Below are 13,422 nucleotides of genomic sequence, written 5' to 3'. Positions count from 1 at the left end.
CTCGGTCAGACGAGCTGGATGGTCAGGGAGCCGGCGATCAGCAGGGCGAGGCCCAGGGCGCGCGGCTTGGTCAGGGAGCGCTGCGGGAGCTTGAACAGGCCCTTGTGGTCGATCAGTGCCGAGGTCAGCTGCTGTCCGGTCACGGTCAGGGCGATGGTCACGGCCGCGCCGATGGTGGGGATGAGCAGGAAGGTCCCGGTCACGTACGCGGCGGCGCAGGCGCCACCGAGCCAGCCCCACCAGGGCATCTTCTTCAGCGGGGCGATCTTGGGCTTCGGGGTCTTGCGGGTGAAGTACAGGACGAGCAGGACGATCGCGATGGTGAGGGTCGCGACGGCGAAGCTGATCACGGCGACGGTGATGGGCTCCTTGAGCTGGGCGCGCAGCTGGGCGTTGACCGCGCCCTGCACCGGCAGGACGCCACCGGCGACGATGCCGAGGACGAGCCAGCCGACGCGGCCGGCGGCGGACATCTTGGGGGCGCCGGGAGGGGCCGCGGCCTTCATGCCCCGGATGATCACGACGATGCCCGCGAGGACGGCGAGGGCGCCGAGGACGATGCCGACGCTCAGGTCCTTCTGCTTCAGGCCCAGCAGACCGAAGAGGTCGAGGGCGAGCGAGGAGAACATCTGGCCGGTCACGAAGAGTCCGACGGCGGCGAGGGCGCCGAGCCGTGGGAACAACAGGATGCCGCTGGTGATGTAGAGGGGGCTGGCGAGCCCGCCGAGCAGCTGCCACCACTCCACGTCGGGCAGCTTGCCGAGTGCGCCGAGCGCGCCGGCGGCCACCGCGAGCACGACGAGCAGCGTGGTGGCCACGCCGAGCTGGATGGTCGAGGCGCCGTACGGGGTGCCGACGGCCGAGTTGAGCTGGAGGTTGACCGAGGCCTGGACGGCCAGGAGGCAGCCGACCAGCAGGGCCGCGGCGAGGAGCGCGGTGTGCATCTGGATCTCCCTGGGGCGGGATGGCGAGCGGACAAGTGGACACTGAGTCCGTTTAGCATGCCACGGAACATGGCAAGCGGACAAGCTGTCCACTTAGCCCCGAGGGAAGTAAGGTCTGAGACATGAGCGAGGAAGAGCAGCGAGGTCGTGGAGCCGCCTCCGTGCATCGGGTCGGCGGGCTCCTCGGTGATCTCCAGGCCGTGGACGAGCAGCCGGTCGCCCCGCGCAGACGTGCGGACGCGGAGCGCAATCGCGCCCAGATCCTGGCCGCGGCCGAGCGGCTCTTCGCCGAGCAGGAGGACCCGCGGACGGTCACCATGGACCGGATCGCCAAGGCCGCGGGCGTGGGCCGCGCCACGCTGTACCGGAGCTTCCCCGACCCGTCCTCGGTCGCCGTGGCGCTGCTCGACGAGCACGAGCGCCTGCTTCAGGGGCAGCTCATCTACGGACCGCCGCCGCTCGGCCCCGGCGCACCGGCGGGGGAGCGGCTCGCGGCGTTCTACCTGGCGATGCTCGATCTGCTCGAACGGCATCTGCCGCTGGCGCTCGGGGCGGAGACCGGCCCCGCGCGCTTCCGGACGGGCGCGTACGGCTTCTGGCGCGTCCACGTCCGGACCCTGCTGGTCGACCACGGGGCCGAGGACCCGGACCCGCTGATCGACATCGCGCTCAGTCCGCTGTCACCCGAGCTCTACCAGTTCCAGCGGCACCAGCTCGGCCTGTCGACCGAGCGCATCGGACGTTCGCTGGCGGCCTTCGCGCGCCAGCTGCTGCAGTCAGGAGGCGGTCGCTGACCTGCCCTTCGGCGGGGCGGGGACCGGCCGGGCCGGCGTCGGGCGGACGAGTCCCGGCAGGATCAACTCCCAGATGCGGCCCAGCCGTTCCTCGGCGGATTCGTGCAGGGCGCCGCTCTCGGCGGGCCAGGACCCGTCGGCGGGCGCGCTCGGGCGCCGCATCTCCAGCTCGACCCCGGTGATCACATAGCCGATCAGGCTCGCGACCGCCGTCGCGTCCACGCCGGGCCGCAGGGCCTTCTCCGCCACCGCGTACCGCGCCAGGCGGCACACCTCGCGCCGCCAGGGGCAGTCCTGCCCGAGCCCGGGGGCCGTCGACTGGAGCTCGCGGGCGAGGCGTTCACCCGCCCGCGCCATCGGGTCGGTCTCGAAGAGCCGGATCAGCGCGTGGGTCGTGATGACCAGCTTGTCGATCGCCGTGCCGCCCACGCCCTCCGTGGACAGGCAGGCCGACTCGACCGTGATCCGGGTGACCGTGCGGGCCCGCCCGCGCACCGCGGTCGCCAGTTCCGGCTTGGTCGCGAAGTGGAAGACGAGGGCGCCGGTGGTCACCCGGGCCTCGCCGGCGATCCGGGCCAGGGAGGCCCGCTCGTAACCCACCCTGTCGAAGACCCGTGCGGCTGACGACAGGATCTCCTGTCTCGTCCGCTCCGCCCGCTGCTGAATCGCCATGAGGTCCCCCGTGGACTCGCGAGAAGGTGCCGGAGCGTCATGTTCCGGCCGCGTCTGTGGCCAACTCGAAATTATCCGGCCGGAGGGCGGCGAAACGTGTGTGGTCGGCCGTGCGGCCGGAATTGGGGCTTGACGGGCATCTTCCTTCCAGGTCGCGGGCGCCGGGATCGCCCGGACCGCCCGCGAAGTGACTTGAAGCAGGGGTATGGCCTGTCAGGTGGATCGAGCCGTTCCGGCGGCCGTGGAAGGCCGCGGCCGGGAGCGGGATACGGCCACGCCCGCGAGGCACAGCGCGCCCCCGGCGAGCGTGAGCACGCCCGGCAGTTCGCCCAGGAACACCCAGGCGAGGAGCACGACGAGGGCGGGCACGGCGTACGTCGTCGCGCCCATCCGTCCCGCGGTCGTACGGGCCAGGGCGTAGGCCCAGGTCGTGAACGCGAGCGCGGTCGGGAACACTCCCAGGTAGAGCATGTTCAGGGTCGCCGGCAGTGGAGCCCGGCCCGCCTCCTCGACCAGCTGCCCCGCGAACGGCAGACAGGCCGCCGCCCCCACCAGACACCCGAAGGTCGTCACCTGGAGCGCGCTGGCGTGCGCGAGCGCCGGCTTCTGGGCCACGACCCCGCCCGCGTACGCCACCGCCGCGAGCAGGCAGAGGACCACCCCGAGCGTCGAGGCGTGTCCGCCGGAGCCCCCGGCGGACATCGACAGGCCGACGGTCACCGCGCCCGCGAAGGAGACCGCCATGCCGGCGAGCAGCCGGGGCGGCAGCGACTCCCCGAGGAACCGCGCGCCGAGCAGGGCGATCAGGATCGGCCCGATGTTCACCACCATCGCCGCCGTGCCCGCGTCGACCTCCTGCTCGCCCCAGTTCAGCACCACCATGTACGCCCCGAACCAGAGCAGCCCGGAGACCAGGATCCCCGGCCAGGCGGCCCGCGGCGGCAGCCCCTCCCGCCGCACCAGCAGCACGGCCCCGAGCACCACCGCCCCGGCCAGCAGCCGGCCGAGCGCGAGCGCGCCGGGGGAGTAGGCCGCCCCGGCACTGCGGATGGAGACGAAGGCGGAGGCCCAGAGGACGACGGTGGCGCCGGCGGCGGCGAGCGCGAGCCGGGAGGATTGTTTCTGCATGGTCCGACGGTAGGGCGCGGACCGTTCGGCGCTCACCGCAATATCGCACGGTGGGCCGGGGGCGGGGCGCCGCTTCGGGCGGCTCGCCGCCGAGCCGCCCGCGAGGGCCGGGCCCTGACCGCGGATCACCGGCGGGCGGCGTCCGGGAACGCCGGACCGCGCCGGGCGGCAGGAGCCCGGCCGCGGGTCGTCGGCGGGCGACGCCCGCGGGTGCCGGGCCGCCCCTCCCGGTGCCCGGCCCCGACCCTCAGCGCAGTGCTGCCTCCGTGAGCCCGAGGCACGCCCTGAGGGCCGTCTCGCCCGCCGGGGTCGGTTTCACCGCCCGCTCGGACCCGATCCGTACGCACCACCCGGCGTCGAGGGCGTGCTCGCACAGGGCGGCGCCCGCGAGTCCCGCGAGGTGGGGGCGGCGTTCGGTCCAGTCGAGGCAGCCGCGGGCGACGGGGCGCCGGCCGTTCCGTACGAGGGGGATGCCCTGCTCGTCGAACCAGGCCAGGCCCCGGTCCGTGAGCGCGAACCCGGTGTCCTGGCGCAGCAGCCCCCGCTCGGTCATCGCATCGGTGATCGCGATGCCGAGCCGGCCCGCGAGGTGGTCGTAGCAGGTCCGGCCGCGCGCCATCGCCTGCCCGGCGCTCGCGGCCCGCAGCGAGCGCGGCGGCGCGGGCACATCGGGCTCCGACCGGGCGGCCAGGTCCTCGACGAGGTGCGCGATCCCGGGGTCGGCGAGGCGTACGTACCGGTGCCTGCCCTGCCGTTCCTCGGCGAGCACCCCGCCCGCGACGAGCTTCCCGAGGTGCTCGCTGGCGGTGGACGGCGCCACCCCGGCGTGCCGGGCGAGCTCCCCGGCGGTCCAGGCCCGGCCGTCGAGCAGGGCGAGCAGGAAAGCGGCGCGGCTCTCGTCCGCGAAGAGCGCCGCGAGCGCGGCGAGGTCACTGGCTGCCATGGGGCAAGCCTGCCCCACTCACCCTTCGGCGGCGGCCGAAGTGTGCACGGCCCGCCGGGCGGCCGGCAGCGCCTCGTACTGGAGCCGCAGACCGTCGAGCAGCGCCCGCAGGCCCGTCTCGAAGGCGCCCTCGTCGACCTTCTGGCGGTGCTCCGCGAGACGGTGGGCCTGGCCGAGGTGGGGGTAGTCGGCCGGGTCGTAGGCCGTCTCGTCGTCGACGAAGCCGCGGGCGAAGGAGCCGAGGGCGGAGCCGGTGATGAAGTACCGCATCAGCGCGCCGATGGAGGTGGCCTGGGCCGGGGGCCAGCCCGCCCGGACCATCGCGCCGAAGACGGCGTCGGCGACCTTGAGGCCCGCGGGCCGGCGGCCCGGGCCCCGGGCCAGGACGGGGACGATGTGCGGGTGGTCGGCGAGGGCGGCGCGGTAGGAGACCGCCCAGTCGTGCAGCGCCGTGCGCCAGTCGCGGCCGTCGCCCTCCGCGAACATCGACAGGTCGATCTTCGCGCTCACCGCGTCCGCGACCGCGTCGAGGATCTCGTCCTTCGTGCGGAAGTGGTTGTAGAGCGAGGGCCCGCTGACCCCGAGCTCGGCGGCGAGCCGCCGGGTGGAGAGCGCCGCGAGGCCCTCCGCGTCCACGAGAGCGCCGGCCGTCCCGACGATGCGTTCTCGGCTGAGCAGGGGCTTGCGCGGTCGGGCCATGGCGCACATAGTAGGCCCGCACCGAGAAAACTAGCAGTGGTAATTAAATGGCCGAGTGGGGTGGCACCGCATGAATCTGGAACTGAGCGAGGAGCAGGAGGCCGTACGGCGGCTCGCCGAGGACTTCGTCGCCCGCGAGGTCACCCCGCACGCCGCCGCGTGGGACCGCGCCGAGGAGGTGGACCGGGGCATCGTGAAGAAGCTCGGCGCCGTCGGCTTCCTCGGGCTCACGATCCCCGAGGAGTACGGCGGTTCGGGCGGCGACCACCTCACGTACTGCCTCGTCACCGAGGAGCTGGGGCGCGGCGACTCCTCCGTGCGCGGCATCGTCTCCGTCTCCCTCGGCCTGGTCGCCAAGACCATCGCCTCCTGGGGCGGCGAGGAGCAGAAGCGGGCGTGGCTGCCCCGGCTCGCCTCCGGCGAGGCGCTCGGCTGCTTCGGCCTCACCGAGCCCGGCACCGGCTCCGACGCCGGGAACCTGGCCACCCGCGCGGTGCGCGACGGCGACGCGTACGTCGTCAACGGGAGCAAGATGTTCATCACCAACGGCACCTGGGCCGACGTCGTGCTCCTCTTCGCCCGCACGAACGACACCCCCGGCCACAAGGGCGTCTCCGCCTTCCTCGTCCCCACCGACACCCCCGGCCTCACCCGCCGCCCCGTCCACGGCAAGCTCGGCCTGCGCGGCCAGGCCACCGCCGAACTGGTCCTGGAGGACGTCCGCGTCCCCGCCGACGCGATGCTCGGCCCCGAGGGCAAGGGCTTCGCCGTCGCCATGTCCGCCCTCGCCAAGGGGCGCATGTCGGTCGCCGCCGGCTGCGTCGGCATCGCGCAGGCCGCCCTCGACGCCGCCGTGCGGTACGCGGGGGAGCGCGAGCAGTTCGGAAAGCCCATCGCCTCGTACCAGCTGGTCCAGGAGCTCCTCAGCGACATCGCCGTCGACGTGGACGCCGCCCGGCTGCTCACCTGGCGGGTCGCCGACCTGATCGACCGCGGCCGGGACTTCGCCACCGCCGCCTCCCAGGCCAAGCTGTACGCCTCCGAGGCCGCCGTCCGCGCCGCGAACAACGCCCTCCAGGTCTTCGGCGGCTACGGCTACATCGACGAGTACCCGGTCGGGAAGCTGGTGCGCGACGCCCGGGTCATGACCCTGTACGAGGGCACGAGCCAGATCCAGAAGCTCATCATCGGCCGGGCGCTGACCGGGGTCTCGGCCTTCTGAGTACCTCGCTGAGTACGCGGACGGATGTGGCGCCGACCACATCCGTCCGATGCTGTGCGGCATGAGCGACACACCGGTCAAGCAGCAGAACACCGCCGCCTACTACATGCAGGCCGTCATCTCCTTCGGGATCGCGATCGCCGCCGTGGGCATCGGCATCTTCCAGCTCGACGCCAGCGCCTGGGTGCGGGCCTTCCTCGCGATCTCGGTCCTCTACCTCACGACCTCGGCCTTCACCCTCGCCAAGGTCGTCCGCGACCGCCAGGAGGCCGGCCAGATCGTCAGCCGGGTCGACCAGGCCCGCCTGGAGAAGCTCCTCGCCGAGCACGACCCCTTCCAGAAGCTCTGAGGCGGGGATCTCGCGGGCCGAGAAGCTCTAAGCGCTTGCTCACCCTCGTTGTATGGTGTTCGTCCTGACGGGGTCCGAGAAGGAGTGTGGGATGAGCGCGGCGGAGGAGACGCCCGGGGTCGAGGAGATGCCCTGGGGCGAGGTCACGCCCGAGGCGGCCCGGCGGCTGCTCGTGGCCGCCGTCGAGGCGTTCGCCGAGCGCGGCTACCACGCCACCACCACCCGGGACATCGCGGGGCGCGCCGGGATGAGCCCCGCCGCGCTCTACATCCACTACAAGACCAAGGAAGAGCTGCTCCACCGGATCAGCCGCATCGGTCACGACAAGGCCCTGGAGATCCTCCGGGACGCGGCCGACGGGGACGGCACCGCCGCCGAGCGCCTCGCCGACGCCGTGCGCTCCTTCGTCCGCTGGCACGCCGAGCGCCACACGACCGCGCGCGTCGTCCAGTACGAGCTCGACGCCCTCGGCCCCGAGCACCGCGCCGAGATCGTGGAGCTGCGCCGCGAGTCCGAGGCGGTGATCCGCCACCTCCTCAACGAGGGTGTCGCGGCGGGCGAGTTCGAGGTGCCCGACGTGCCCGGCACCACGGTCGCCGTCCTCTCCCTCTGTATCGACGTCTCGCGCTGGTTCAACACCCAGGGCCGCCGGACGGCCGACGAGGTCGGCGCGCTCTACGCCGACCTCGTCCTGCGGATGGCCGGCGCTCAGAAGTAGTAGCGGGAGACCGACTCGGCGACGCAGACGGGCTTCTCGGAGCCCTCGCGCTCCACGGTCACCGCCGCCGTCACCTGCACGCCGCCGCCCGCCTCCTCGACCTTCGTCAGGACGGCGGTGGCACGCAGCCGCGAGCCGACCGGGACCGGGGCGGGGAAACGCACCTTCTCCGTCCCGTAGTTGAGGCCCATCTTCATGCCCTCGACCCGCATCACCTGCGGGACGAACAGCGGCAGCAGCGACAGCGTCAGATAGCCGTGCGCGATCGTCGAGCCGAACGGGCCGGCGGCGGCGCGCTCCGGGTCCACGTGGATCCACTGGTGGTCCCCGGTCGCCTCCGCGAAGAGGTCGATCCGCTTCTGGTCGATCTCCACCCAGTCGCTGTGCCCCAGCTGCTCGCCGACCCCCGCGCGCAGCTCCTCGGCGGAGGTGAAGATCCTCGGCTCGGCCATGTTCCCTCGTCCCTTCTGGCGGTACGGCATACCTGACGGTCGGTATCCAAGCGCTTGCTCAGCATGTGGGGTGCGGAGGCCGCTGTCAACGGCCGCACGCGACCGGCCAGTAGGGTTCGGCGGGTGCCGCAGATTCCAGAGAAGATCCACGAACTCACCGTCGGCCAGCTCTCCGCCCGCAGCGGGGCCGCCGTCTCCGCCCTGCACTTCTACGAGGCGAAGGGGCTCATCAGGAGCCGCCGCACCAGCGGCAACCAGCGCCGCTACACCCGCGACACGCTCCGCCGGGTCGCCTTCGTGCGCGCCGCGCAGCGGGTCGGCATCCCCCTGGCCACCATCCGGGAGGCGCTGGCCCAGCTCCCCGAGGAGCGCACCCCCACGAACGAGGACTGGGCCCGGCTCTCCGGGGCCTGGCGCGCCGAACTCGACGAGCGCATCAAGCAGCTCGGCCGCCTCCGCGACCACCTGACCGACTGCATCGGCTGCGGCTGCCTCTCCCTGGAGACCTGCGTCCTCTCCAACCCCGACGACCGCTTCGGCGAACGCATGTCGGGCTCCCGCCTCCTCCCCGTACGCCGCGACGCGGAGAAGACCGCCGGCTGACACGCGCGAGCCGCCGCCACCGGCTCGGCGCCGGCCGGTTACGCCGCCGAGGCCAGCGGGTGGCGGTGGGCGCCGCGTGCCCGGGTCAGGGCCCCCGTGGTCAGGACCGCCCGGGGGACGCTCACGCCGCAGTCCCCGCACACGGGACCGAGCCGGAGCTCGTAGGGGTCGTCCGGCGCGGCCCATTCGACGCGGGGCCCCGCGCACACGGGGCAGGCGTCGCCCGGGCCGCGCTCCAGGGCGGCGACGAGGCGGCCCAGCACCTCGGGCAGGGGGTCCGAGGGGTGGACCGCGGGATCGCCGCAGCGGACCACGCCGTTGCCGCCCCAGACGCGCCGGTGCCAGTCGTCGAGCGCGCCGAGCCCGCGCAGCCCCTCGTGCTTCTCGCGCCGCCGCCGGGCGGCGAACCGCTCCTCGTACGCGAGCCACACGGCCCGCGCCTCCTCCAGCTCGTCGAGCGCGGCCACGAGCCGCCCCGGGTCGAGCTCCCGGTCCTCGGGACCGAATCTGTGCCGGCGGCACAGATGGTCCCAGGTCGCACGGTGCCCGTACGGCGCGAACCTCTCCAGGCACTTGCGCAGTGAGTACCTGCGCAGCGCCGTGTCGCACCCCGGATCGCGCACCTGTCTCGCGAGACTCCGGAAACCGGCCATCCCTCGCCACCTCCGCCGCTGGTCCTTCTCCGCGTTATCAGAGGGACGAACGGGAGCCCCGCCGTGTTCCATCGAAATTCCGATGGGAGCCATCAGCGGGGCGGAAGGGACGGCCGTCACCTGCCGGAACCAGGGCGTCCGGTGGGTTCAGCGCGGGTCCCGCCGGCCCGTCCCGGAGGCCGAGACCACCACCCGGGCCAGTTCGGGGCGGCAGATGTCGCTGTGCGAGCGGACCACCTCGGCCGCGTCCACGCTCACGCACCCCGAGCCCGGCACCCCTTCGCGCAGGGCCTCCGCGATGCCCAGCCGTACCGTCCCCGGCACCGCCTGCACCCCGTCGTGCCCGATCGCGCCCCAGCGCGGATCGTCCGTGCCGAGCAGCCCCGCCGTGACACCCGTCAGCGACTCGGAGTCGTTCGCGAGCCGGGACGCCAGCGGGTACAGCACCCCGAGCGCCGAGTCGTACCGCGAGTAGCAGGCCACCAGCGGCCCCCGCACCCGGTTCTGCAGGTCCCGCAGCGAACCGGACCGCCCCGGGTCGTGCGGCAGCCGCGCCGCGAACGCGTAGTGCGAGAAGGCGCCCTGAAGGAGCGTCACGGAGGCGACCGGCCGGGCCCCGCCGGGCAGCCCCCGCAGCGCGTACGCGACGAGCCGGGCGCCCATGCTGTGGCCCACGAGGTGGACGCGGAGCCCGGGCGCGGCGCGCGCGACCTCGCCGAGCAGAGGCCCGAGCCCGTACTGGCCGACCTGCCCGGCCCGCTTCTTCATCACGTAGTACGTGGCCTGCCGCAGCGCCTCCTTCGCGCCCTTCCAGTACTTCTTCAGGCCCTCGCCGAAGCTTTCCGCCGGGACCGCCCCGTCGGCTTCGAGGGCCTCCGTGAACAGGGCGCACACCGCCACCGGATCCGCGACCAGGAACTCCGGCACCGGCTCCGGAGCCGCCACCGACTCCAGGTCCACGTCCGTCAGCTCCCGCAGCAGCGCCCCGAACTCGACGAACGCGGCCTCCGACTCCGGCGCCGCGGCGAGCAGCTCCGTGAGCCGTTCGATGACCGGCTCCTTCTCCGGGAGGACCGTCACCAGGGCCCGGAAATCGGGCACCGGCTCGTCCGAGAACATCATCGAGGGCCAGATCAGCCCCGCGTACCCCGCCTCCACCCCGGGCGCGAGCAGCCCGGGGAAGGGCTCGAAGAAGTCGGAACAGAGCAGGGTGGCGCCGGACGGGGAGTTGTTCCACCCGTGCGCGAACACCACCAGGTCGCCGACGCCCTGCCGGGCCAGCGCGGCGAGCTCCGAGGCCTGGCCCGGCGGCCCGTCGCCGTCCTTGTCGAAGGTGATCTCCCGGTACGGCTCCACACTCATCCCGGTCACGGCCAGACCCGTCCCTCCACGTCGAGGGGGCCGCATCGCCGGTGCGCCCCGTGCGCGGGCGGCGGCTCCTTGGCCAGCATGCCCGCGCAGGGCCGGATCCAGACGTGCGACGCGGGGTCAGCGCAGCCGCGCCGCCGAGATCCGGGGGAAGTGGATCAGCAGGTCGTACGCGGTGGAGTACCGCACGGGCACGACATCGTCCGGCCAGGGGAACACCGTCCCGATGTGGCGGGCCGGCCGGGGCACGCCCAGCCAGTCGCGCGCCGCCGGGGTCGTACGCCTCAGGTCCAGGTAGAAGGGGTGGGAGGCGACCCGGTCGAGGGTGTGGGCGCCGCTGTCGGGGCCGAGCGGGGCGACGGTGAAGGTCCGGATCGGCTCGCCGGGGGCGCCGGTGTCGTGCGCGTTGAAGGAGCCCTGCCCGAAGGAGGCGCCCACGCTCACGTAGTCCCGGCCGAGGGCGTCCCGCAGGAAGGCGCCCTGGAGCCGCGGGTACTGGTCCGGCTTCGTCGTCTCGTAGCCGACGTGCCCGTTGTGCGCGGAGAGCACGATCCGGTCGCCGGTCCTCCGCTGCCACCACACGGTGTTCTCGGCCATGGTCCGGTCGCGGTAGAGCATCGCCGCGGCGATCCCCTCCGGCGTCATCAGGTCGTGGGCGTACTCGGTGCCGACCTGGGCGATCGCGCGCGCGTGCTGCACCGCCCAGAGGTGCGCCTCCCGCGCCCCGGGCCCCTTGCCGGGGCTCTGCCGTTCCAGGAGGGCGAGGGCGCGGTTCACGTCACCGGCCATCCGCTGCCGCTCGGCGTGCGGCCTCTCCATGTATCCCTTCATCCAGGCCTCCACCTCGCCCGTGGGCCGCGAGTCCCGGTACAGCTCGCGGAAGCGGGGGAGGAGTTCCGGGTGGACGCGGGCGACGTACGAGGTGACGGTGTCGAAGAGGTTCGGTCCGGCGTAGCCGAGGTCGTTGCCCATGAAGCGGACCTGGTGGCCGGGGTGGCGCCGGTTGTGTGCGCGCATCCACCGGAAGAGGTCGAGGTACTCCTCGGTGTTCCAGAGCCGGTACGACTCCTGGAACTCGTCCCGCATGATCGCCCGGATGTCGCCCCGGCCGGTGCGGACCCACTCGTCGACGAGGAGTCCGGTGGACCAGGGGGCCTCCAGGGCGAAGGTGGTGAAGCCCCGGGACTCCACGAGGTGTTCGAAGACCTGGTGCTTGGCCTCGAAGAACTCCGCCGAGCTGTGGGTGGCCTCGCCGAGGCCGACGACCTTGGCGGAGCCGATCATCCGGTCGAGCGGGCGCAGATCGGTCAGGGGCCGGGCGGAGCGGGCGAGTTCCCGTGCGGGATCGGCGCCGGCCGGGGCCCCGGCGGCGGTCGCGGCGGGCGCCAGGGAGCCCAGGCAGGCGGCGAGCAGGAGCCCGACGAGCGGCAGGCGGTGACGACGACGGCGTCGTAAGGAGAGGTCCATGGGGCAAGCGTGGTCGGCGGGACGCCCGGGGAACATCCCGCCGGCCCCCCTCTCCCACGGGGGCCAACCCCCGTCACCGGTACAGCAGATACCCCTCGCGCACCGCCCGGAAGGCCGCCAGGTCCGCCTCCCACGCCCCGACGACCTCGTCGACGCCCGCGCCCGCGTCGATCAGGGTCCGCACCCGGGTCGAACCGGTCAGCTTGTCGATCCAGTGGTCCGCGCGCCAGGCGAAGCCGGACCACGAGCCGCGGGCCGTGACCAGGAGGCCGATCCCGGTCCGTACGGGGTCGAAGGCGTCCCGGTCGTGGACGTGCAGCTGCACCCCGCCGACCGTCTTCCCCTGGAACTTGGAGAAGGTCGGGGCGAAGTACGCCTCGCGGAAGCGGACCCCGGGCAGGCCGAGGGCGTTCGCCGCGTCCGCCCACCGCCGGTCGACGCCCTCGGCGCCGAGGAGTTCGAAGGGGCGGGTGGTGCCCCGCCCCTCGGAGAGGTTCGTGCCCTCGAAGAGGCAGGTGCCGGAGTAGACGAGCGCGGTCTCGGGCATCGGCATGTTCGGGCTGGGCGGCACCCAGGGCAGCCCGGTCGCGTCGAAGAACTCCGACCGCCGCCACCCCGTCGTCCGTACGGTCTCCAGGGCGACGGGCGTCGTCAGGAACTCGCCGTTGAACAGCCCGGCCAGCTCGGCGACCGTCATCCCGTGCGCCTGCGCGATCGGCTCCCGCCCGACGAAGGTCGCGAACGCCCGGTCCAGGACGGGCCCGAGCGCCGCCCGCCCGGTCACCGGGTTCGGCCGGTCGAGCACCACGAACCGCTTTCCGGCGAGGGCGGCGGCCGCCATGCAGTCGTACAGCGTCCAGATGTACGTGTAGAAGCGGGCGCCGACGTCCTGGATGTCGAAGACGACCGTGTCCACGCCGGAGGCGGTGAAGACGTCCGCCAGGGGCTGCCCGCTCTTCAGATACGTGTCGTAGACGGGCAGTCCGGTCGCCGGGTCGTCGTACCGGCCCTCGGAGCCGCCCGCCTGGGCGGTGCCCCGGAAGCCGTGCTCGGGGCCGAAGACGGCGACCAGGTCCACCCGCTCGTCGGCGTGCATGACGTCCACGATGTGGCGCGCGTCCGGGGTGACGCCGGTGGGGTTGGTGACGACGCCGATCCGCTCGCCGGCGAGGAGCGCGTACCCGTCGGCCGCCAGCCGCTCGAAGCCGGTACGGACACGGCCGTGGGCGGGGGCGGCGGAGGCGGGGGCGGCAGGGGCGGCCGCCACCGCCCCGAGGGCGCCTCCGGCGGCCAGCAGACTCCGTCGCGACAGGCTCATGCGGGACCTCCTCGGAGTGACGGGAGTGACATGGGCACGCACGCTAGCGCTCCTGACCGCCCCGGGGAACGAGGCGTGCGGAACGGGTTCTC

General features: G+C 73.6%; 15 protein-coding genes. 5 read left to right on the top strand and 10 right to left on the bottom strand.

Annotation, left to right across the window (positions count from 1 at the left end; all coding sequences use genetic code 11):
* Positions 1–5 precede the first annotated feature (5 nt).
* The gene (locus ACFYUS_RS18725; protein WP_041128442.1) at positions 6–944 is read right to left on the bottom strand and encodes a DMT family transporter; all 939 of its coding nucleotides are present in this window, start codon (positions 942–944) and stop codon (positions 6–8) included.
* Positions 945–1,066: 122 nt separating this feature from the next.
* On the opposite strand from ACFYUS_RS18725, the gene ACFYUS_RS18720 reads away from it, so the two are divergent.
* Entirely contained in the window at positions 1,067–1,738 is a 672-nt protein-coding gene (locus tag ACFYUS_RS18720) for a TetR/AcrR family transcriptional regulator (RefSeq protein ID WP_388852682.1), read from the top strand.
* Here the strand turns inward: ACFYUS_RS18720 and ACFYUS_RS18715 are convergent.
* The 4 genes from ACFYUS_RS18715 to ACFYUS_RS18700 form a co-directional block, all read right to left on the bottom strand.
* Complete coding sequence (locus ACFYUS_RS18715) at positions 1,721–2,410, bottom strand: TetR family transcriptional regulator (protein ID WP_388852679.1); 690 nt, start codon at positions 2,408–2,410, stop codon at positions 1,721–1,723. The genes ACFYUS_RS18720 and ACFYUS_RS18715 overlap by 18 nt on opposite strands.
* A gap of 213 nt (positions 2,411–2,623) precedes the next feature.
* Positions 2,624–3,538, bottom strand: a complete 915-nt coding sequence (locus ACFYUS_RS18710) for a DMT family transporter (protein ID WP_388852676.1) — start codon at positions 3,536–3,538, stop codon at positions 2,624–2,626.
* A gap of 247 nt (positions 3,539–3,785) precedes the next feature.
* Positions 3,786–4,481 (bottom strand): ArsR/SmtB family transcription factor, encoded by a 696-nt coding sequence (locus tag ACFYUS_RS18705; protein ID WP_388852673.1) that lies wholly within the window; start codon positions 4,479–4,481, stop codon positions 3,786–3,788.
* Positions 4,482–4,499: 18 nt separating this feature from the next.
* Entirely contained in the window at positions 4,500–5,180 is a 681-nt protein-coding gene (locus ACFYUS_RS18700) for a TetR/AcrR family transcriptional regulator (RefSeq protein WP_388852670.1), read from the bottom strand.
* Positions 5,181–5,250: 70 nt separating this feature from the next.
* Between ACFYUS_RS18700 and ACFYUS_RS18695 the strand changes: the two genes are divergently transcribed.
* The 3 genes from ACFYUS_RS18695 to ACFYUS_RS18685 all read left to right on the top strand — a co-directional run bounded on the left by ACFYUS_RS18695 (position 5,251) and on the right by ACFYUS_RS18685 (position 7,469).
* On the top strand, positions 5,251–6,402 hold the full coding sequence (locus ACFYUS_RS18695; protein ID WP_388852667.1) for an acyl-CoA dehydrogenase family protein: 1,152 nt from the start codon (positions 5,251–5,253) through the stop codon (positions 6,400–6,402).
* Positions 6,403–6,463: 61 nt separating this feature from the next.
* Positions 6,464–6,751 carry a YiaA/YiaB family inner membrane protein gene (locus ACFYUS_RS18690; RefSeq protein ID WP_030691197.1) on the top strand — a complete coding sequence of 96 codons (288 nt, stop codon included), beginning with the start codon at positions 6,464–6,466 and terminating at the stop codon, positions 6,749–6,751.
* 91 nt (positions 6,752–6,842) lie between these two features.
* Positions 6,843–7,469: a TetR/AcrR family transcriptional regulator gene (locus ACFYUS_RS18685; protein ID WP_388852663.1), complete on the top strand. Its 627-nt coding sequence runs from the start codon at positions 6,843–6,845 to the stop codon at positions 7,467–7,469.
* On the opposite strand, the gene ACFYUS_RS18680 is transcribed toward ACFYUS_RS18685, so the two are convergent.
* Positions 7,460–7,921 (bottom strand): MaoC family dehydratase, encoded by a 462-nt coding sequence (locus tag ACFYUS_RS18680; protein ID WP_388852660.1) that lies wholly within the window; start codon positions 7,919–7,921, stop codon positions 7,460–7,462. The genes ACFYUS_RS18685 and ACFYUS_RS18680 overlap by 10 nt on opposite strands.
* Positions 7,922–8,044: 123 nt before the next feature.
* Between ACFYUS_RS18680 and soxR the strand changes: the two genes are divergently transcribed.
* A complete protein-coding gene (soxR, locus tag ACFYUS_RS18675) occupies positions 8,045–8,524 on the top strand; it encodes a redox-sensitive transcriptional activator SoxR (RefSeq protein WP_388852657.1) in 480 nt (159 codons plus the stop codon).
* Positions 8,525–8,562: 38 nt separating this feature from the next.
* Here the strand turns inward: soxR and ACFYUS_RS18670 are convergent, their stop codons facing one another.
* The 4 genes from ACFYUS_RS18670 to ACFYUS_RS18655 all read right to left on the bottom strand — a co-directional run bounded on the left by ACFYUS_RS18670 (position 8,563) and on the right by ACFYUS_RS18655 (position 13,330).
* Complete coding sequence (locus tag ACFYUS_RS18670) at positions 8,563–9,177, bottom strand: hypothetical protein (protein WP_388852654.1); 615 nt, start codon at positions 9,175–9,177, stop codon at positions 8,563–8,565.
* 147 nt (positions 9,178–9,324) lie between these two features.
* Complete coding sequence (locus ACFYUS_RS18665; protein WP_388853016.1) at positions 9,325–10,539, bottom strand: serine-threonine protein kinase; 1,215 nt, start codon at positions 10,537–10,539, stop codon at positions 9,325–9,327.
* Positions 10,540–10,665: 126 nt separating this feature from the next.
* A complete protein-coding gene (locus tag ACFYUS_RS18660) occupies positions 10,666–12,012 on the bottom strand; it encodes an erythromycin esterase family protein (protein WP_388852651.1) in 1,347 nt (448 codons plus the stop codon).
* Between the two features lie 73 nt (positions 12,013–12,085).
* Positions 12,086–13,330, bottom strand: coding sequence for an exo-beta-N-acetylmuramidase NamZ domain-containing protein (locus ACFYUS_RS18655; protein WP_388852648.1), 1,245 nt, complete (start codon positions 13,328–13,330; stop codon positions 12,086–12,088).
* Positions 13,331–13,422: the final 92 nt, after the last annotated feature.

This window comes from Streptomyces sp. NPDC004284, assembly GCF_042874035.1.
Taxonomy (GTDB): Bacteria; Actinomycetota; Actinomycetes; order Streptomycetales; family Streptomycetaceae; genus Streptomyces.
The sequence above is the reverse complement of the archived record's forward strand: the minus strand, read 5'-3'. Positions and strand labels throughout refer to the sequence as shown.

Bases quoted from the DNA above. Each gene is read 5' to 3' on its own strand.
- ACFYUS_RS18725 (WP_041128442.1), bottom strand. From the start codon at position 944: ATGCACACCGCGCTCCTCGCCGCGGCCCTGCTGGTCGGCTGCCTCCTG.
- ACFYUS_RS18720 (WP_388852682.1), top strand. From the start codon at position 1,067: ATGAGCGAGGAAGAGCAGCGAGGTCGTGGAGCCGCCTCCGTGCATCGG.
- ACFYUS_RS18715 (WP_388852679.1), bottom strand. From the start codon at position 2,410: ATGGCGATTCAGCAGCGGGCGGAGCGGACGAGACAGGAGATCCTGTCG.
- ACFYUS_RS18710 (WP_388852676.1), bottom strand. From the start codon at position 3,538: ATGCAGAAACAATCCTCCCGGCTCGCGCTCGCCGCCGCCGGCGCCACC.
- ACFYUS_RS18705 (WP_388852673.1), bottom strand. From the start codon at position 4,481: ATGGCAGCCAGTGACCTCGCCGCGCTCGCGGCGCTCTTCGCGGACGAG.
- ACFYUS_RS18700 (WP_388852670.1), bottom strand. From the start codon at position 5,180: ATGGCCCGACCGCGCAAGCCCCTGCTCAGCCGAGAACGCATCGTCGGG.
- ACFYUS_RS18695 (WP_388852667.1), top strand. From the start codon at position 5,251: ATGAATCTGGAACTGAGCGAGGAGCAGGAGGCCGTACGGCGGCTCGCC.
- ACFYUS_RS18690 (WP_030691197.1), top strand. From the start codon at position 6,464: ATGAGCGACACACCGGTCAAGCAGCAGAACACCGCCGCCTACTACATG.
- ACFYUS_RS18685 (WP_388852663.1), top strand. From the start codon at position 6,843: ATGAGCGCGGCGGAGGAGACGCCCGGGGTCGAGGAGATGCCCTGGGGC.
- ACFYUS_RS18680 (WP_388852660.1), bottom strand. From the start codon at position 7,921: ATGGCCGAGCCGAGGATCTTCACCTCCGCCGAGGAGCTGCGCGCGGGG.
- ACFYUS_RS18670 (WP_388852654.1), bottom strand. From the start codon at position 9,177: ATGGCCGGTTTCCGGAGTCTCGCGAGACAGGTGCGCGATCCGGGGTGC.
- ACFYUS_RS18665 (WP_388853016.1), bottom strand. From the start codon at position 10,539: ATGAGTGTGGAGCCGTACCGGGAGATCACCTTCGACAAGGACGGCGAC.
- ACFYUS_RS18660 (WP_388852651.1), bottom strand. From the start codon at position 12,012: ATGGACCTCTCCTTACGACGCCGTCGTCGTCACCGCCTGCCGCTCGTC.
- ACFYUS_RS18655 (WP_388852648.1), bottom strand. From the start codon at position 13,330: ATGAGCCTGTCGCGACGGAGTCTGCTGGCCGCCGGAGGCGCCCTCGGG.